This is a genomic window from Sorangium sp. So ce204 (assembly GCF_051526795.1).
Classification (GTDB): Bacteria; Myxococcota_A; Polyangia; order Polyangiales; family Polyangiaceae; genus Sorangium; species Sorangium cellulosum_B.
Window position 1 is genome coordinate 5,798,000 of record NZ_CP150317.1, and the last position, 18,861, is coordinate 5,816,860.

Genomic DNA, 18,861 nt, shown 5'->3' on the forward strand with positions numbered 1-18,861 from the left:
GGTGCGGCGGCACCGCGATCCCCCTGCCGAAAGGAGCGGCGTGAACCCGCGCCCCCTCCGGCGGATCCCGCGAAACATGCGCGCGCGGCCGTAGACTGGGCCGCGCTGGCGCGCTAGTCGGTATCCGCCGTGGATCCCAGCCCTCGAAGCAGCCCGGACGAACGCCGCCCCCGCCTCGCGCTCCAGGCCGTGCTGCCGGAGGAGCTCGCCGGCGCGTGCGGCATCGACCTCACCGACGCGCGCCGCATCGTCTCCCTGGCGCACCGCCTCGGCGAGCTGCCCGCCCGCGCGCCCGCGACCGTCCGGCGCGCCGCGCTCGACGCGGCGCGCTCGGCGGGCGAGATCAGGACGCTCGCGCTCGTCGAGCGGCGCGCGAGCGCCGAGGATCCGTTCGTGAAATACGCCTTCCGCCTCGAGGACGGCGCGACGGTCGAGTCGGTGCGCATCCCGCTCGAGCGGCCGGGCCGGTACTCGGCGTGCGTGAGCTCGCAGGTCGGCTGCGCGCTCGCGTGCGCCTTCTGCGCCACCGGGCGCATGGGCCTCACGCGCAACCTGGAGGCCTGGGAGATCGTCGAGCAGGTGCGGCTCATCCGCCGTGATCTCGACGCCACCGTGGGCGGCGGCGCGCGCGTCCACGGCGTGCTGTTCCAGGGCATGGGCGAGCCGCTCGCCAACGCCGACCGGGTCATCCAGGCGATCCGGGTGCTCTCCGAGCCGAGCGCGCAGGCGATCGACATGCGCAACATCACCGTCTGCACGGCGGGGCTCCCGTCCGGCATCCGGCGGCTCGCGGCCGAGGTCCCCGCGGTCCGGCTCGGCCTGTCGCTCGGCTCGGTGCGCCCCGGCAAGCGGCGCCTGCTCATGCCGATCGACGGCGCGCACCCGCTCGAGGAGGTGCTCGCGGCCGTGGGCGAGCACGCGCGCGCGAGCGGGCACGCGCCGATGTGGGCGTACACGCTCCTCGCGGACCAGAACGACACGGACGAGGACGCCGCGTGCCTGGCCGCGCTCGCCCGCGGCTTCGCGGCGCAGCACGGCATCTCTCCCCGGCTCAGCCTCATCCCCTACAACGCGATCGGCGCGCCCGGCGATCCCCTGCCCTCGCCGGACGGCGGCGATGAACGCGGCGCGGCGGCCGATCCGTTCGTGCGCTCGGCGCGGCTCGACGCCTTCCGCGCGGTCCTCTCCGCCGCCGGCGTCGGCTCGATCGTGCGCTACTCGGGCGGGGGCGACGTCGGCGCGGCGTGCGGGCAGCTCGCGCGGCCTTCGGCGGAGGCGCAGCGGCCGGGCGGCCGCCGGGCGCCGCCCCGCGCCGGGGCCACCGCGGGCGCGGCCGACGTCGGGCCGAGCGCGCCGCCCAGGCCAGCGTGAGCGTCGCTATGGATCCCTGCTCCCACGCGCGCTAGCTTGCGCGCGTGTTCGGCTTCAGCTTCGGCGAAATCATGGTGCTCGCCATCGTGGGCATCATCGTGGTCGGTCCCCGGCGGTTGCCTGCGATGATGCGGTCGGCGGGGAGCTGGATCGCCAAGCTCCGCCGCTTGAGCACGGATCTCCGGACGCAGAGCGGCATCGACGATCTGATCCGCCAGGAGGGGCTCGAGCGTGAGCTCCGCGAGCTCCGCGCCCTGTCGCGGGTCAACGTGATCGAGACGCTGGTGAACCCCGTCGTCGGCGCCGTGACCGCCGGTACGATCGCCTCGTCCACGCCGCGCGTGAGGCCGCCGGATCCCGAGCCGCCGCCGCCGCCCGTCGTGAACCCGCCCCGCGAGCGCGAGTACCCCGTCCTCGGCTGCGACGCCTACGGAGTGACGCTGGACGCGGCCCCGGACGGCGCCGCCGGCCAGCCGGTCGCGCCGGAAAGCGCGGCCCCCACGGAGACCGCGCAGGCGGCGGACGCCACGGTCGGCGTCGAGACCGCCGCGGCGACGGCGACCGCGACCGCGGAGACCACCGCGGCGACAGCGCCCGTGGCCGCAGAGAGCACCGCGGCGACAGCGACCGCGGCCGCAGAGACCGTCGCGCCGGCAGCGCCCACGACCACAGAGACCACCGCGGCGACAGCGACCGCGGCCGCAGAGAGCGCCGCGGCGATGCAGGGCGTGGCGACCGGAAACGGAGCGACGTCATGAGCCAGGAGCAGGCGGCGGCGGTGAAGAGCGACTCCCCGGGGGCGGAGGGGGCGGAGGGCGCGTCGAGCGACGCCGCGGAGGATCCGGGCGAAGACAAGCCGATGTCGTTCTGGGAGCACCTCGACGAGCTGAGAAAGCGGCTCGTCCGGAGCATCCTTGTCTTCTTCGCGGCCTGCATCGTGGGGTGGGAGGTGCGCGAGCAGCTCTTGCACTTCCTGACCGTCCCGTTCGTGCAGGCGTGGCGGGAGCAGAGCCTGGCGGGCAACCCCTCGCTCCACTTCGGCGCGCCCGCGGCCGCGTTCGTCGCTTACTTCAAGCTGTCGATGATCGGCGGCGCGGCGATGGCGTCGCCGTTCATTTTCTACCAGCTGTGGGCGTTCGTCGCGCCCGGCCTCTACGCCAAAGAGAAGCGCTACGTCATCCCGTTCGTCCTGTTCTCGACGATCCTGTTCGTGGGCGGCGGCTGGTTCGGCTGGCGAGCGGCCTTCCCGATCTCGTTCGGTTACTTCCTCAGCCTGGCCGGCACGGTCGGCGGCGACGGGGTGACGATCACGCCGACCGTGATGATGGGCGACTACCTCGACTTCGTCGCCCAGCTCCTGCTCGGCTTCGGGATCATCTTCGAGATCCCGCTCATCGTGCTCTTCCTCTCCATCGCCGGCGTCATCAACTACATCCAGCTCATCCTGTTCGGCCGCTGGTTCGTGTTCGGCGCCTTCATCCTCGCCGCCGTCCTGACGCCGCCGGATATCACGAGCCAGCTCGTCATGGCCGTGCCGATGTGCCTCCTCTACGTGGTCTCGATCGGCCTCGCGTACGTCTTCGGCAAGCCGCCGACCGACGCCCAGCGCGCGGCGTACAAGGCGCGCAAGGAGAAGGAAGTCACCAAGGGCTGACGGGCGGCGCGGCGCCGGCCGGGCCGCCTGCGCGGCGTCGTCCTCCGCGGCGGCGCGGCGCATCGCAGAACCCCCGCGCGGCGTCGTCCGCGCGCCGTCCTCCGCGGCGGCGCGGCGCATCGCAGAACCCCCGCGCGGCGTCGTCCGCGCGCCATCTTCCGCGGCGGCGCGGCGCATCGCAGAACCCCCGCGCGGCGTCGTCCGCGCGCCGTCCTCCGCGACAGCGCAGATCAGGCGGCGGGCGCGGCGGCCGCGGGCGCTGCCTTCCGGCTTCGCGCCACGTGGATCGCGACCGCGGCGCCGGCCATCGCGAGCCCGATGAGCTGCGACGTGGACAGGCCAACGAGGCCCCCGCGGTCGTCGGCCCGCGCGAACTCGAGCACGAAGCGCCCGAGCGCGTAGAGGCCGAGGAACGCCACGAAGACCTGCCCGTCGTACCGCTTCCGCCCGTGCACGTAGAGCAGGCAGATCGCCGCGATGGCGAACGACATCGCCGACTCGTAGATCTGCGTCGGGTGCACCGGGTGCGACGGCAGGCGCGGGCTCGTGAGCTCGAGCAGCTTGAACTGCGCCTCGCTCGCGGGGCTGTTCGGCGGGAACGAGAGCCCGAACGCCCCGTCGGTGCGCAGGCCGAAGCAGCAGCCGGCGAGCAGGCAGCCCATCCGGCCGAACCCGAGGCCCAGCGGGACGGCGAAGCCCGCCATGTCCGCCGCCTTCCAGAACGGGAACCGATCGCGCTTGAGCAGCCAGTACGCCATCGCCGACGCGCCGACGAAGCCGCCGTAGTACGTCAGGCCGCCGGCCCAGAACTTTGCCCACGCCAGGCAATCGCGCTCGACCGGGTGGCAGACCCCCTTCGCCGCGTCCCACACGCCGTGGTACCGCGACGCGCAGAGCGCCTGCTCGACCTTCCAGTCGACGAGCGACGGATCGGTGCACAGGTGCACGTAATCCCAGAAGTATCCGTCGGCGACGACGTGGAGGAGCCTGCCGCCGACGACGCCCGCGAGCAGGCAGGCGAGCCCCAGGTCGACGATCACATCCGGGTCCTCGCCGATCCGCCGCGCCCACAGCGCGCCGATGGCCGTCGCGAAGAGGAAGCCGGTCAGCAGCAGCAGGAAGTAGGCGGGGAACGCGACGTCGAGCAGGCGGAACAGCTCGGGCCGCATGGTCAGCCCGCCGACGCCTTCGCGCCGGACGCCTTCCCCGCGAGCTCGGGGCGGTGGGGGGAGAACATGTCGATCGCCATCAGCCCGACGCCCACGACGATCGCGATGTCGGCCACGTTGAACGTCGGCCACACGAACGTCGAGGTGAGCCGGACCTGGATGAAGTCGATGACGTACCCGTAACGGACGCGGTCGACCAGGTTCCCGAGCGCACCGCCGAGCACGAGCGGCAGCCCCCACCTGAGCGCGGTCTGGGAGGGGTGGAGCTTGCGGTAGAGCGAGACGATGAAGACGATCGCCGCGAGCGAGACCAGGAGGAAGAACGGGCGGCGGATCGCCTCGCTCTCGTCGCCCAGGATGCCCCACGCCCCGCCGTGGTTCTTCGCGAAGATCATGTTCAGGTGATCCTTGATCACCTCGATCTTCCGGAACGAGAGCGGCCGCGGCGCGGCGGTGAGATCCGTGAGCGCCTGCGGCTCCAGCCGGTCCTTGGCCCACCACTTCGTGCCGAGATCGGCGGCCAGGGTGACGGCCGCGACGGCGATCAGGAACACGTACGACGGCCGGTAGGCGGGCTTCGCCGGCGCGACCACGTCGTCGGCGTCCCCCTCCGGCGAGGAGCCGCGCCCCTCGTGGTCGCGTTCGCCGGCGGAGGCCGGCGGCTCGCCGGCCGGCGCGTTCACGGGCGCGGAGCGATGCGACTCCGCGTGGGCACCTTCGGTCTCAACGGGAGCGTCTCGCGGCGTCGCGTCTTCAGTCATGCGGAGCGCGTTCCTCTACGACAAACCGAGCGCTCCGGCAAAGGCTTCCCTCCGCAGGCGCCGCCGCGCGGGTCTTTCACGCCCCGCGCGTGTCAGTTGACGTGCGTGAGTTGCGTGCGCCGCGCCGCGCCCCGGCGCCGCGCCGTCTGCTCCGGCCGAGCCGCCCGCTCGCGCCCTTCAGCTGGCCGGCGGCACAGGCGGAGGCGCTTCCGTCGATAGCGGAGGGGTGGGGTCGCCGCCCGCCGGGCCCTCCGAGGCGCCGCGGGCGTCTGGAGACGGCGCGCTCGCGCTGCGGGTCGCGACGATCATGTCCTTGGACATCAGGATGACCCCCGCGACGATCGCGATGTCCGCCACGTTGAACGTCGGCCAGTGAAACTCCCGACCGCCGCGGATCACGTACACGTCGATGAAGTCGATGACCCAGCCGTAGCGGATCCGGTCGACCAGGTTGCCCATCGCGCCGCCGAGCGCCAGCGCGAGCCCCCACTTCATCCCCGTCTGGTCCCTGTGGACGCGCCGGTAGATCGAGAAGATGAAGACCATCGCCGCGGCGGAGACGAACAGGAAGAACGGCCGCCGCAGGCCGTCCGGGAGGCTGCGCAGGAAGCTCCAGGCGCCGCCGGGGTTCTGCGCGAAGATGAAATCGAGGTGGTCCGGGATGATCGTGAGGACCTTCGCGCCCGACCGCTTCGGGTCGAACCCGGCGAGGCGCGCGTGCGCCCACCCCTTCGTCACCAGGTCGGCGGCGCACGAGACGAGCGCCACGACGGCCAGGAAGCGGAGCGAGGCGCGCTCCTCGCTGGGGAGGTCGTCGGGGAGGTGCGCGACGGGCGACGCTTGCGGTGCGTCCGAGGACATCGTCCTCGCTTCTACGCGATGGCGTGGCACGGAGCAAACAGCCTCGAGCGGGGTGATGCCCGGCGGCGGTCTTCCTCCTCTCTCCCGCTCTTCCGCTCTTCCGTTCGTCCGCTTTCCCCCTCGCGCCGTCCGGTTCCGTCTTCCGCTCTCGCCCGCGCCTCCTCCGCCGATCGCCGCGCCGGTTCACCGCTCGTTCAGGATCACCACCGGACGCTCCGGGGCGCGCGATCGCACCGGCGCCTTTTCCCGTCCGGGAGGATCGGTCGGACCGGCCGGGTCGACCGCCGGCGCCCCCCTCCTTCGCAGCGCGAGGTGCAGCTCGCCGTACGCCTGGAGGGCCGCGCCGCGCTGCCGCTCCGTGGCCGCCGCGCGCCCCAGCGACTCGGCCAGCTGCGCCCGGCGCCCCGCGAGGTACGCGAGATCCCTCGCCTCGGCGAGCTCGCTCCCCCCGGCGAACGCCTGCTCCGCGCGCTCCATCGCCTCGGTGGCGCCGCGCAGGTCCGCGGGCGCGAGCTCTGCCGCCGCGCTCGCCCGGGCGCGCTCGTAGCTCTTCCTCGCCTCGATGAGCTCCTTCGGCGGGAGCGGGGCGCTCGCGCACCCCAGGAGACCGCCGACGAGCAGAATGGCCACCGTCCCGTGATTGTTTCGCATGATTCCGCGCCTCCTGTCCGCGAGCCCTAGCGGAGCTGCCGCTGGATGGATCCGACCTCCTCGAGCGCCTCGCGCGTGCGGGCCTGGGCCTGCGCCTCGCGCATGAGGGCGAGCGCGAGCTCCGCGTCCGCCTGCGCGCGCAGGAGCATGCGCCGCGCCCGATCGGGCGCGCCGTCGGCCGACAGCCTCGTCGCCCGCTGCACCTGCTCCCGGGCGAGGCGGAGGTGGGCTTCCGCCCGCGGGTCCTCGTCGGCTCCGACCTCCTCGGCGGCTCGGATCATCGCCTCCGACGCGCCGAGCCGCTCGCCGAAGCTCGGAGCGTACGCGGCGCACCCCGCCACCGACGCGCCGAAGAGCGTCAAGAACACTGCGTTTTTCATGTGCGACACCTCGTTGCCAGCCCCGGACGAGAGGTCGCCCGGAGAAGGCGGGTGAGAGAGCGGATGAGATCATCGACTCCGGATCTCCGTCGTCGATCGGCTCGTCCTCAGGCAACCAGCACACCAGGGCCGACGGCCTCGGGGCGGCGCCTGAGCGCGCACGCGAGAAGCGCCGCCCTGCGTCCGTCGGTGCAGGAGGAATCACGACGACGCTGAGACATCGCCTCACGCGCCGTATCCGCGCTTCCCATCCGTTGCGCGCAAACGAGCCATTCGGCGGAGCCGCCGTGTGCGTCGCTTGCGGCGACTGGACCACAGGAGAGCCCCAGACACCGGATCTCGTTCGAGGACGGGAGAGGCCCCCTCTCCGCTGTACGCCCGCCTGCCGCGGCAGCCCGCCGCGACCGCGTTCCGCGCCGGCCCGCCACGCCCGCCTGCCGCGCCGATCCGCCGCGCCTGCGGCGCCGGCCGTTCACCCGCGCGCCGTCCTCCCCTCACCTGCGCGCCGCCCTCCGAGTTCCCGGCCGCGCAGGCCAGCGCAGCGGCGGCCGACGTGTGCGTCGCGCCCGATCCGGTTGAGTGACACGGCGCATCTGTTTAGTATACCTGCGTCATGCCGTCGCCCCCCTGGAAGATCGAGACCGGCGTCGAGACCGTCATCTCGTCGTGGCTTGCCTCCGGCTACGTCCGCCCTTGTTTCACCGCGGATCGCGAGCTTCCGCCGGCCGACGCGCGCACCGCGCCGATGCCCGACGCGCTCTCGCCGGCGCTCCGCGGCGCCCTGGAGCGGCGCGGCATCGATCGGCTCTACGACCACCAGGCGCGGGCCTTCGCGGCGGCCCGCGCGACGCCCAGAGGCCCGAGCGCCGCGGGGGAGCCGGCGCGGGCGGGGCGGCACGTGGTCGTCGCGACGCCCACCGCCAGCGGCAAGAGCCTCTGCTTCCATCTCCCGGTGCTCGACGCGCTCGCCGAGGGCGCCGCGTCGGGCCAGGGCGGCAGCGCGATCTACCTCTACCCCACCAAGGCGCTCGCCCGGGACCAGGAGGCCGGCCTGCACGCGCTCATCCGCGAGGCGGGGCTCACGATCCCGGCGATCGTGTACGACGGGGACACGCCGGGCGACGCCCGGCGCGCGGCGCGCGAGCGCAGCCCCATCGTGATGACCAACCCCGACATGCTCCACGCGGGGATCCTGCCGCACCACGCGCACTGGGCGCGGACGTTCCAGCGCCTGCGCTACGTCGTGCTGGACGAGCTCCACACCTACCGCGGCGTGTTCGGATCGCACGTCGCCCACGTCCTCGCCCGGCTGCGCCGGGTCGCCGCGTTCCACGGATCGAGCCCGACCTTCCTCTGCGCGACGGCGACGATCGGCAACCCGCGGGCGCACGCCGCGCGCCTCTTGGGCATCGCCGAGGACGAGCTCGAGCTCATCGACGAGTCAGGCGCCCCGCGGGGGCCGCGGCGCTTCTTCCTGTACAACCCGCCGGTGGTGAACGCGGAGCTCGGGGTGCGCGCCAGCACCCTGAAGAGCGCGGTGCGCCTCGCCGGGGATCTCGCCCGCGCCCGCGTGCCGACGCTGGTGTTCGGCCAGTCGCGCAACTCGGTCGAGATCATGCTGAAGTACCTGCGCGAGGGCGTCGGCAAGGAGATCGGGGCGGAGGACGCGATCATGGCGTACCGCGGCGGCTACCTCCCGGAGACGCGCCGGCGGGTCGAGCGGGGGCTGCGCGAGGGCGAGATCCTGTGCGTCGTGGCCACGAACGCCCTCGAGCTCGGCATCGACATCGGCGAGCTCGACGCGGTGATCTGCGCCGGCTACCCCGGATCGGTCGCCGAGACGTGGCAGCGCTTCGGCCGGGCGGGCCGGCGCGGCAAGACGAGCATCGCGGTCCTGTGCGCCACCAGCGCGGCGCTCGACCAGTACCTCGCGAGGAACCCGGGTTACCTGCTGGAGCGCGGGGCCGAGTCGGCCCGGATCGATCCGCAGAACACCGAGATCCTCGTGCAGCACCTCAAGTGCGCGGCGTTCGAGCTGCCGTTCCTCAAGGGGGAGCCCTACGCGGCGATGGCGCCGGACGACACCGTGGCGGCGCTCCGCTTCCTGCAGGACAACGGGGTCGTGCACGAGTCGAACGATCGCTTCCACTGGGCGACCGACGCGTATCCGGCGAACCACGTGAGCCTGCGCTCGGTGGGCTGGGACAACTTCGTCATCATCGACAAGGCCCTTGGCAAGACGCTCGCGGAGCTCGACTGGCGCGCGGCGCCGACGATGCTCCACGAACAGGCCATCTACCAGCACGACGGCGAGCAGTACCAGGTCGAGCGGCTCGATTACGAGAACCACAAAGCCTTCGTGACGAAGGTCGTCCCCGACTATTTCACGACAGCGCTCACCCACCGGAAGGTGAGCATCCTCGACGAGAGCGCGGCCGCCCCGCTCGGCCGGGCGACCGCCGCCTTCGGCGAGGTGAGCATCGTGGAGAAGGTGGTCGGCTACAAGAAGATCAAGTTCTACACGCACGAGAACACGGGATACGGCGACGTGCGGTTGCCGGACATCCAGATGCACACGACCTCGTTCTGGCTCACCGTGCCCGAGCCGCTCTGCGAGGAGCTCGGCCTCGGCCGCGCGACCGCCATCGACGGCCTGCGCGGGATCGCGCGGGCGCTGGAGACGGTCGCGACGCTCTCGCTCATGTGCGATCCGCGCGACATCGGCCAGACGCTCGAGGACGGGAGCGAGGCGCGGGAGGTCCCGGCCGGCGGAGAGGCGGCCGGGGTCTTCGATCCCACGCTGTTCCTGTTCGACAACGTGCCAGGCGGCGTCGGGCTCTCCGAGCGCATCTACGAGCAGCGCGACGAGCTCCTCGCGCGCACGCGGCAGCTCATCGCCGGCTGCGGCTGCGACGAGGCCGGCTGTCCGCTCTGCGTCGGCGCCACGGAGAGCATCGACGCGAAGCGCAAGCGCGCGTCGCTCGGGCTCCTCGCGATCTTGCTCCACCAGGCGTGAGCCCGGCGGCGAGCGCCTCCGGGCGCTCGCAGCGGCGCGCCGCAAGGAATGTCCTGAGCGGACGGGTACCCGACCCACGCAGATCCAGCGACATCCACCTCGCTCTGCGCCCCTGAGCCCCTTACCACGCTCGCGACGGGCGCTCGTCGTGGACGTGTCGCCGTCGCCCCCGCTGGCGATGTGACAGCCATGTTTCGGCGCAGAGGGGAACACCACGAGTCGATTTGTGCAAATTTGTGCAATCGACCGCAGCATCTCTGGAGATCGAGCGCTGTCGCCCCTTTACCCCGCCCCTCGGTGCAATCTAGAGTCGGGGTACCGTGGAGAGCGCGCCATCGAGGGGGGTTGTTCTGGGGCGTTACGCCATTGGACCGCGGATGGCGCGCGGCGGGATGGGCGAGGTGTTTCGCGCGGTCGCGCTCGGGCCGGACGGCGAGGAGGTCCCGGTCGCCATCAAGCGAATCGTCCCGATGCACGCCGGCAGCGACGATCTCAGGCAGCTCTTCATCGCCGAGGCGAGCATGATGACCCGCCTCAAGCACCCCAACATCGATGAGGTGCTCGATTTCGGCGTGGACGAAGCGGGCGATTTCTACCTCGTTCTCGAGCTCGTGTCCGGAACGGATCTCGGGCGACTCTGCAAGGGGCTCTGGGCGCGCGGGGAGTCCGTTCCGGTGCCGATCGCGCTCTTCGTCGCCGCGCAGGTGCTCGAGGGGCTGGGCTACGCGCACGAGCGCTCGGCCGCCGAGGGGCGGCTGATGGTGCACCGCGACGTGAGCCCTGGAAACGTGCTCATCTCGCTGAGCGGCGTCGTGAAGATCGCGGACTTCGGCGTGGCGATCGCCACGCGGGGCGAGGTGGGGGACGCCGCCAGGCGCGACCTGGTCGGGAAGCCGAGCTACATGCCGCCCGAGCAGTTCGACGGCGAGCGCGTCGACGCGCGCGCCGACGTGTTCGCCCTCGGGGTGGTCCTGTTCCAGATGCTCACCGGGACGCGGCCCTTCCCCGGGAGCAGCGCCGCCTCGCGGATGGCGGCGGCGCGCGAGGGGCAGATGTTGCGGGCGAGCGAGCTGCGCCCCGAGGTGAGCCCCGCGCTGGAGGCGATCCTCTCGCGCGCGCTCGCGCCGCGCCGGGACGACCGCTTCCCCGACGCGCGCGCGATGCTGGAGGCGATCGAGGCGCTGCGCGAGGCAGGCCACGAGATCGGCACGCCGGAGGACCTCGGGGCGCTCGTGAGCGCGGCGCTGAAGGAGTCGCCGGAGTCGCGTCCGCCGGGCCCCCACACGCCCGAGCTCCCCGAGGACGAAGACGACCTGGAGGGGGGCGAGCTGACGCGCGCCGACGCGGACAGCCCCTTCACCCTGCGCGCGACGCGGCGCCCCGGCCCATCGTCGCAGGTGCTCGGCGGCGAGGCCGATGCGCTCGATGCGCTCGACGCGCTCGGTGGCATCGACGCGGCGCTCCCGGCGCCGTCGAGCGCCCCGGTGAGCGGCGGGTTCCACGCCGTGGCGCCGGCGTCCAGCGAGGAGAGCTCGCTCGATCCGCACCAGGCGTCGAGCCCGAGGGGGGCGGTCTCCTTGACGCCGAGGCCGCGCGACGAGGCGCGGCCGCCGTCCTCGGCGCCGGGCGCGGTCCTCCCGCCGGCCGGTGCGACGCGGCAGCGCCTGCTCGCGGGGGTGATCGCCTGCGCCGCGCTGGCGGGGATCGCGGTCGCCAGCGTGCGCGTCGGCCGCGGCGGACCGAGCGCAGCCTCCCCGGCGGCCGTGCACCGCGCCGTTCGGGCCGTGCAGCCGCAGATCACCGCCGCCGTGCAGGCCGCGCTGTTGCCCCTGCGAAGAGCGCCTTCCCCTGCCAGCCGCGCCGAGGGCGCTGCGCCCGCCACAGGCTCTACCGCAGGTGCCGCGCCGGCCGCGGGCACCACGGCGGGCGCTGCGCCGGCCGCGGTCACCGCCCCCGCCGCGGGCACCGCCCCCGCCGCGGGCACCGCCCCCGCCGCGGGCACCCCGTGAGCCGCATCGCTTGCGGCGCTCGGTCCGCTCGGTTAGCAGCGCGGCATGCGACGCCCTCATGTCCTCCTCGCCCTCGCCCTGACCGCACTCTCGGGCTGTAGCGCCTCGCCGCCCGCAGCTCCTCCGCCTCCGACGGCTGCGCCCCCGGCTCAGCCCGACGCGCCGCCCGCTGCGGCGGCCCCCGCCCCGGGCGACGCTGTCGCCCCGGCGCCGTTGTCGGTCGCCTCGGTCGACGTGCCCGCTGCCCTGCGCGCCGTCGTCGACGCCGCCGATCGCGCGGACGCCGACCGGGCGCTCGACGCCGGCCGCAAGCCTGCGGAAACGCTCGCATTTTTCGGCATTCAGCCGGGGATGAAGGTCGCGGAGCTCTCGGCGGGGGGCGGCTACTCGGCCGAGCTCCTGGCGCGGGCGGTCGGGCCGGCAGGGGTCGTCTATGCGCAGAACAACCGCTTCGTCCTCGAGCGCTTCGCCGAGAAGCCGTGGAGCGAGCGGCTCAAGAAGCCCGTGATGAAGCCGGTGGTCCGGGTCGATCGCGAGCTCGACGACCCGCTGCCGCCCGAGGCGCGGGATCTCGACGCCGTGTTCCTCGTGCTCTTCTACCACGACACGGTGTGGATGGAGGCGGACCGGGCCGCGATGAACCGCGCGATCTTCCGCGCGCTCAAGCCCGGCGGCGTGTTCGCGATCGTCGATCACGCCGGGCGCGCCGGGACGGGCGTCACCGAGGTGAAGACGCTCCACCGCATCGAGGAGAAGATCGTGCGCGAGGAGATCGAGCAGGCCGGCTTCCGGCTCGCGGCCGAGGCGACCTTCCTCCGGAGCCCCACGGACACGCGCGACTGGAACGCCTCGCCGATGGTGGCGGGCGACAAGCGGGGCACGAGCGACCGCTTCGTCCTGAAGTTCGTCAAGCCCGGGGGCTGAGCCGCCGCGGCGGCCCGGGCTCATCGCGGGCAGCGGGTGGGCGGCGGCGGCGCATGCCACCCGCCATCGGAGCCGCCCCTCGGCGCGTGGGCGGCGCTCACCCGTCGGAGCGAACGCAGCGCACGAGCCGCCGATCGCGGACCGTGTGGTCCTGCGACGCGCCGTTCGTGAAGTTGACGAGGACGGCCTTCTCCGCGCTGCCGATGGCGGGCGTCGACGACCAGAAGACGTCGGACGGCGTCCCCGGGAAGGCCTCCAGGTCGATCGCCGGCCCGGACCGCCGATCATCGACGATCGAGAGCAGCTCCTTCGCGCTCGGCAGCCGCCAGTCGCTCTTCGCGGCGAGGTCGAGGTCCTCGCAGTGCGCGAGCGCGTCGCTCCAGATGAACCGGGTCAGGGAGGCGTGGCGCTGCCAGACGAGCCCCGTCGAGCGATCGAGCACCCAGTCCTCGCCGGGCGAGAGATCGGCCGGCGCGATCCCCTTCACACCTCCGACGCACAGCGCCCGCGCGCCGGCCGTGTCGTCCTTCGGGAAGAAGCCGAGAGACGCATCGCTGGCCAGCACCCCCCAGGCGAACGAGCTGTCCGCGGCGACGTCGGTCGCGGACCAGTAGAAGCTGTCCTGGGTAGACGTGAAGAAGATATCGGGAAACGCCGTGGCATGGCCGAAATCCAGGATGGAGACGAGCTCGATCCGCGTCGGCAGGCGCCAGTCCGACAGGCCGCCTATGCCCTGCGCGCTGAGCGCCGCGCAGTGCTCCTGCGCGCCGCCCAGCGTGAACGTCCCGTTCTCCGCCACCTTTTCCCAGGTGAGCCCGGTCACCGAGTCTTCCACCGCGCCGTCGGCTTCTGTGTAGGAGGGGACGGCGATCTCGTAGTTCCCGTCCTGTCCGAAGAACGGCGCCGAGGGCCCAGGGCACACCTCCAGCACGGTGGTCCCGTTCGAGCAGCGCGTTGTCGGCGAGTCCGGCCATGTCACCGGCACGGGCGACGGCCCTCCGCCGCCGGTCCCTCCCTCGCCGCCGCCGCCGCCGGTCCCTCCCTCGCCGCCGCCGCCGCCGATCGGCTCGCTGCCGCCGCCGCCGATCGGCTCGCCGCCGCCGCTGCTGCCGAGCTGAAAGGGCTCTCCGATGCATCCGGCGAGCGTGATGGACTCCACGAGCAGCGCGGCCAACAGCCAGGTGAAGCGAAGGGCGTGAGGGGTCTCGTTCGGCATGGGCAAGCGGCGGCGCCAGGAGAGGATCCGGGCCAGCAGCCTATCATCCACCGGGGCGCGGGGGTCGACTTCCTCGCAGCGCCTCGCGCCGCAGGCTCGCGTCATCTCATTCATCGCCGCCCGCCCGCCCGCCCTCCGCCCGCCCGCCGCTTCGCTCCCCCGCGCCCGCGGCGTTCGCGCCGCCCGCGCGGGCCGGTCGGCCCATGAGAGGCGAAGCGAGCATGATGGAAGAACGACGCGCGGCGGAGAGCGGGGTTGAGCCCGTGCACCTCGGTGCCTCTCCGCCGCGTCGACCTCTTCTACGCAGGTTGCGTCTGGCGCCCTCTCCGCCTCTGCGGGCCGAGGGTCCGCCGCGTCACGGCGTCGTGTAGTCGACCTTCACCGTGTACGTGCTCTCCGTGTACCCCTGCACGAGGAAGAAGGCCTCCGACTGCCCTTCCGGGACCGTCAGCTCGCACGTCTCGTCGGCGCCGTCGAGGTAAGGCCGGCAGTCGAAGGCGCTCAGGGTGGGCTGCTCGCCGAACCGCACGTAGAGATCGGGATCCCCGGTGCCGCTCATCACGGCCCGGAGGGTCGTCCCGGCAACCACCGAGATCGGCCCGTGGGACGCCGTCTCGCGCCGCGAGACGCTGCCGTCGAAGCTCGTCGACGTCTCTGTGCCGCCGCCTCCGGGCTCGCCTCCGGGCGCCTTCGGCGCGGAGTAGCGCACCTCGATGTCGTAGGTCGAGGCCGTGAAGCCGTGCACCTTGACGAAGGCCCTCGTCTGGCCCGCGGGCACATCGAGCGTGCAGGTCTCGTTGGCGTCGCTGAGGTAGGGCCGGCAATCGAACGCTCTCGCCGTCGGCGCATCACCGAACTTCACGAAGAGATCGGGGTCTCCGGTCCCGGTCATGACGACGGTGAGGGTCGTCCCGGCCACGACCTCGAACCCCTCGGCGGGCCCGACCGCATCGAAGGCTCCCCGGGCGAGGCGGCCGCTGAAGTTTTCGGTGGTCGGCTCCCCGGCCGGCGGCTCTCCGCCGCCTCCGCCGCCTCCGCCGCCTCCGCCATCTCCGCCGTCTCCGCCGTCTCCGCTCGGCGTGCCATAGAGCGACTGGACGCCCGCGATGTCCTTCTGCGTGAGGACAAGCGTGCTGTCGCCCGTGCCGTTGCACTGGGGATAGTGCATGACGGACGCGCCGTCGTACTCGGTGAGGGAACGCCAGTTGTCGTCCTCGAAGCAGGTGCCCGCCTCAGGACGGGTGTGCTCGTGACGGAAGCCAAGGGTGTGGCCTAGCTCGTGGCGGAGAATGCCCGTCATCGTGGGCCGCGTGCTGCCGAAAGCGGTCCTGTCGATCAGCACGTTCCGCGAGTACCTCGACTGGCCGGGGAAGAAGGCGCGCGCCAGGTACTGGCCGCCGGCGTTGACGGGGTTCACGTCGAACAGGACGTCGCTGGTGCTCGATGTGCAGCGCGAGTCGGCAGACTCCACATGGATGAAGTCGACGTCCGCGACGTCCTCCCATGCCTTGACGGCATCCGCCATCGCCGTCACGACCTCCTCGTACTTCTCCCCGAATCTCGTGCTCACGCAGTACGAGAGGTTGTGCCGCTGCTCCGCCGTCCAGATGACGTCTTCCCCGCCTTCCTGGTTGACGATCAGCGCACCATCGCGCACATGCGCCTCCCAGAACTCGCGCAGATGCTTGATATCTACGACCGGCGTATCCCCGTTAACAATGTAGATGCCGGTGTCAGGCTCCCGGAACACCGTCCGCTCGAATCGCTCAAATCCCAGCTGATTCGCGCCGACTTCCTCGGAGTCGGCGCCGCCGACGTCTGCCGAGCAACCGGCCGCGGCGGCGGTCAAACCAGCGATCACCAGAACGAGCTTACGGGCGATCACATTGCTCTCTTGCGGCTTTGCAGGATGCATTTGGAGCTCCTTTCGGGGGAGGCGAATCACGCTGTCCACGCGAACTCGATGAGACCCAAATGCCTTAACCCGATTTGACCCTCAGTCGGATAGCCAAATCTGACCGCCGTTCATAAAAAGGGTTCAGGATTGTAAAAAATTTCGAAGGGAGCGGACACGGTTCCCTTGTCACGGGAAAATTCTCGTGACATGCGAAGCGAACAGATCACGTCGGACAGATACACTGGAAAACAACACATCTTGAGATCGGGCGACGCGTACTTGCACCGGGGCGGCATCGGGATCCTCCTGCCTCCGTTGCGCCGATGAAAGGCGCGGAACGCATGCATGCAACGCGACGGCTGCAACGCGGCGCGCGCGGGCGCAGCGGCGAGCGCCGCGGCAGCCGACAGCGCGCGGGCACCTCCGGGCGCCGAGCGCGGCGCGATGCTTCAGGGCAGCGTCGGGACGGCGCGCAGCGCTCGTCGCGCGGGACGGCGGCGGGCGCTCAGCCGCGCGCCGACAGGATCCGGCTGAAGGCCTCGCCGACGGCGCGCGCGAGCTCGACCATCCGGCGCGAGCCGCTCGAGGTGTCGAGGATCCGATCGGCGACCAGGATCATCGCGGGCCGGCCGACGACCTGCACGGCGACGGCGGCGACGTCGAGGCTCGGGTTGACCATGACGTCGAGCAGCGGCGCGTGGGTTGGGGTGCCGGGGATCGGGCCGACGTAGAGGTGGGTCGCCACGGCCGTGGCGAGCACGCTCGGCTGATCCATCGGGAGGGAGAGCTTGCGCAGCGCCTCCTGGTCGCCGAACTCCGCGTTGCACGCGAACCCACGAAAGACCCCGCGGTGCGCGGCGAAGATGGCGACACGCCCGGCGAACAGCCGCATCCCCCGGAGCGCGAGCCGGATGACGTCGTCGCGCGTGCGCGCGAGGTACAGCGCGTCGATGACGTCGCTCAGATCGACGAACGGCTGCGGCGGCGGATCGTCGTCGAGGGGATCACCGAGCTCCGGCTCGGGCGCGGGGGGCAGCGCCGGGAGCCGCCCGGAGCGCCTGCTCGACGGCGGCGCGGCGCTCTCCGGGCGAGCCCTTCCGCTTCCAGGCGGCGGGGCCTCCGCATCGGCGGAGCGGCGGCGCGAGCGCGGCGCGAGGCCGGAGGGCGCGTCGAGCGGGAGCCGGCCGAGGCGCCGCGTCGAGGGGGCCGGCTCCCGCCCGGCGCTGTCCGGCGCGCGGTCGGGGCCAGGCGAGGCCTGGGGCAGGATCGAGGCGAGCAGCTTGAAGGGCGGCGAGATCTCCACCGGCGGAGGCGGCGGAAAGGAGACGGCCGGCGGCTCGACCGCCGGCGCGCGCAGGGCCGCCTGACGCCCGGTCGCCCTCCCGCCGGCGCCGCGCTCGGCGTCCGCTGAGCGGCGAGCGCTCGCGGGAGAGCCGCGCGCGCCGGGGGCCGCCTTGGCCTGGCGGAGCGGCAGGATCGTGTCCTCGTGCGCCGCGGGCGTGTCCGCGCGCTGAGGGCGACCGTTGTGCCCCGCTCCGCGGTGGCCATGCTTGCCGCTCGGCGCTTCGACCAGGCTCACCTCGTCGAACGAGGGCACCGAGGCGCGACGGATCAGCGGGATGGGCACCTCGGTCGACGGCGGCGGCGGGATGGTCGACTGGGGCGCGCCGTGCGGAAACGCCGGGGTCGCGCGCCGCGCGCGGGAGGGGACCTGCTCCCGCTCGTCGAGATCGAGGGCGCGGATGGCCTCCTCGATCGCCGTGATCGGCGCGCGGAAGATGCGCACCGGCGCGCCGAGGTGGAAGCTGAACTCGTCGGCGATGTGGCGATCGAGCGGATCGGCCGCCGCGACGTCGATGGTGCCGACGCCGGGATCGATGCGGATCGGGACGGCGCCGAGGCGGCGGCACATGGCGCGCGGCAAGCGCGCGACGAGATCGCGGGCGCCGACGACCTGCCGGAGCGCGAGGCCGCCGTGGCGATCGAGCTCCTCCTCCAGGGCGCGCTCGCTGAGGGCGGCGCGGTCGATGAGGGCGCGAGGGAACGGGATGCCCCGCAGGACCGCCACGAAGAGGGCGGCTTCGACCTCAGCCTTGGAGACGGCGCCGGCGGCGATGAGGAGGCGGCCCAGGTCTAGCGACACTCGCTGCACAATACCAGAAAGGACGCTGCCAGCGTGCAGCGCCCCGCATCCGGTCACGACGGACGCGGCTCCTTCTGGACGGGCGGCGAGCGGGCAGCGGGCCCGCTCCCTCGCCCCCCCAGGCGGCGGGGTGGCGCGCGCCGGGCGAGGCAGAGAGCCAGGCGAGCTCATGCGCTCGCGCCGAGCGCTGGCTCACGTCCTGGCGCCGAGCGCGGCTCATGCTCTCACGTCGAGCGCCTCCGCGGCGGAGCCGTGGGGTCGACAGGACAGCAGGCCTGGGGAGGGCCGAGAGCCCCGGAGTCCTCAGCGGGAGAACTGAAAGACCACCTCGCTCTGCCGCACGAGACCCAGGTTGTCGCGCGCGATCCTCTCCACGGCGGTCGGGTCGTCGCGCAGGCGCGCCACCTTGCCGCGGAGCGCCTCGATTTGCCGCCCGAGCTCGGCATTCTCCTCCTCGACGTCGGCGAGCTCTCTCTCGAGCTCCCGAAGGCGGGGCAGCCCCTGCGGCGAGAAGATCATGATCGGTGCGCCCACGACGGCGACGATGAGCACCGCGATGGGGAGGGTCCGCTCCAGGAACTGCGCTATTCGACGCACGGACATCCGCTCGCACGTCCTCCGCGCTCCTGTCAACTTTCCTCCAGGGTTCCTGCAACTCCGCGTTATCTCTTACCGGGCTACCGGGCTACCGGGCTACCGGGCTACCCGGCGTGTCTCGGCGGGGCAGGCGCGGTGAGCACGACCCCGCGCGCCACGTCGATCGACGTCGATCTACGTCGATTGCGCCCACGTCGAGCGCCGCCGTCGCG

The 18,861-nt window shown here is 72.8% G+C and carries 16 protein-coding genes; 6 read left to right on the forward strand and 10 right to left on the reverse strand.

Annotated elements, in window-relative coordinates; translation table 11 throughout:
- Window positions 1-129: 129 nt before the first annotated feature.
- From rlmN to tatC, 3 genes are read left to right on the forward strand one after another with little or no spacing between them, the layout of a single operon-like run.
- Window positions 130-1,371 (forward strand): 23S rRNA (adenine(2503)-C(2))-methyltransferase RlmN, encoded by a 1,242-nt coding sequence (gene rlmN / locus WMF22_RS21545; RefSeq protein ID WP_438036873.1) that lies wholly within the window; start codon window positions 130-132, stop codon window positions 1,369-1,371.
- A 44-nt stretch (window positions 1,372-1,415) separates the two neighbouring features.
- A complete protein-coding gene (gene tatB / locus WMF22_RS21550; protein WP_438036874.1) occupies window positions 1,416-2,129 on the forward strand; it encodes a Sec-independent protein translocase protein TatB in 714 nt (237 codons plus the stop codon).
- Window positions 2,126-3,025, forward strand: a complete 900-nt coding sequence (gene tatC / locus WMF22_RS21555) for a twin-arginine translocase subunit TatC (protein ID WP_437300915.1) — start codon at window positions 2,126-2,128, stop codon at window positions 3,023-3,025. The genes tatB and tatC overlap by 4 nt, the downstream gene beginning before the upstream one ends.
- Before the next feature lie 230 nt (window positions 3,026-3,255).
- On the opposite strand, the gene WMF22_RS21560 is transcribed toward tatC, so the two are convergent.
- The 6 genes from WMF22_RS21560 to WMF22_RS21585 form a co-directional block, all read right to left on the reverse strand.
- Window positions 3,256-4,194, reverse strand: coding sequence for a prolipoprotein diacylglyceryl transferase (locus WMF22_RS21560; protein WP_437300916.1), 939 nt, complete (start codon window positions 4,192-4,194; stop codon window positions 3,256-3,258).
- A 2-nt stretch (window positions 4,195-4,196) separates the two neighbouring features.
- Window positions 4,197-4,877 (reverse strand): signal peptidase II, encoded by a 681-nt coding sequence (gene lspA / locus WMF22_RS21565; protein ID WP_437300917.1) that lies wholly within the window; start codon window positions 4,875-4,877, stop codon window positions 4,197-4,199.
- A gap of 255 nt (window positions 4,878-5,132) precedes the next feature.
- Window positions 5,133-5,816, reverse strand: a complete 684-nt coding sequence (gene lspA / locus WMF22_RS21570; RefSeq protein WP_437300918.1) for a signal peptidase II — start codon at window positions 5,814-5,816, stop codon at window positions 5,133-5,135.
- 183 nt (window positions 5,817-5,999) lie between these two features.
- Window positions 6,000-6,467, reverse strand: coding sequence for a DUF4398 domain-containing protein (locus WMF22_RS21575; RefSeq protein WP_438036875.1), 468 nt, complete (start codon window positions 6,465-6,467; stop codon window positions 6,000-6,002).
- 26 nt (window positions 6,468-6,493) lie between these two features.
- Window positions 6,494-6,847 (reverse strand): DUF4398 domain-containing protein, encoded by a 354-nt coding sequence (locus WMF22_RS21580; protein ID WP_437300920.1) that lies wholly within the window; start codon window positions 6,845-6,847, stop codon window positions 6,494-6,496.
- A gap of 225 nt (window positions 6,848-7,072) precedes the next feature.
- The gene (locus WMF22_RS21585) at window positions 7,073-7,165 is read right to left on the reverse strand and encodes a hypothetical protein (protein WP_437301588.1); all 93 of its coding nucleotides are present in this window, start codon (window positions 7,163-7,165) and stop codon (window positions 7,073-7,075) included.
- Window positions 7,166-7,460: 295 nt separating this feature from the next.
- Here WMF22_RS21585 and WMF22_RS21590 point away from each other — a divergent pair, with 295 nt between their 5' ends.
- The 3 genes from WMF22_RS21590 (at window position 7,461) to WMF22_RS21600 (ending at window position 12,796) form a co-directional block, all read left to right on the forward strand.
- Entirely contained in the window at window positions 7,461-9,863 is a 2,403-nt protein-coding gene (locus WMF22_RS21590; RefSeq protein WP_437300921.1) for a DEAD/DEAH box helicase, read from the forward strand.
- 377 nt (window positions 9,864-10,240) lie between these two features.
- Window positions 10,241-11,872 carry a protein kinase domain-containing protein gene (locus WMF22_RS21595; protein ID WP_438036876.1) on the forward strand — a complete coding sequence of 544 codons (1,632 nt, stop codon included), beginning with the start codon at window positions 10,241-10,243 and terminating at the stop codon, window positions 11,870-11,872.
- A 45-nt stretch (window positions 11,873-11,917) separates the two neighbouring features.
- Entirely contained in the window at window positions 11,918-12,796 is an 879-nt protein-coding gene (locus tag WMF22_RS21600) for a class I SAM-dependent methyltransferase (protein ID WP_437300923.1), read from the forward strand.
- 97 nt (window positions 12,797-12,893) lie between these two features.
- Here the strand turns inward: WMF22_RS21600 and WMF22_RS21605 are convergent, their stop codons facing one another.
- From WMF22_RS21605 to WMF22_RS21620, 4 genes are all read right to left on the reverse strand, one after another.
- A complete protein-coding gene (locus tag WMF22_RS21605) occupies window positions 12,894-14,012 on the reverse strand; it encodes a DUF1566 domain-containing protein (RefSeq protein ID WP_438036877.1) in 1,119 nt (372 codons plus the stop codon).
- Between the two features lie 355 nt (window positions 14,013-14,367).
- Entirely contained in the window at window positions 14,368-15,927 is a 1,560-nt protein-coding gene (locus WMF22_RS21610) for a pre-peptidase C-terminal domain-containing protein (protein ID WP_438036878.1), read from the reverse strand.
- A gap of 487 nt (window positions 15,928-16,414) precedes the next feature.
- Complete coding sequence (locus tag WMF22_RS21615) at window positions 16,415-18,052, reverse strand: hypothetical protein (RefSeq protein WP_438036879.1); 1,638 nt, start codon at window positions 18,050-18,052, stop codon at window positions 16,415-16,417.
- Between the two features lie 303 nt (window positions 18,053-18,355).
- Complete coding sequence (locus WMF22_RS21620) at window positions 18,356-18,655, reverse strand: FtsB family cell division protein (RefSeq protein ID WP_437300928.1); 300 nt, start codon at window positions 18,653-18,655, stop codon at window positions 18,356-18,358.
- Window positions 18,656-18,861: the final 206 nt, after the last annotated feature.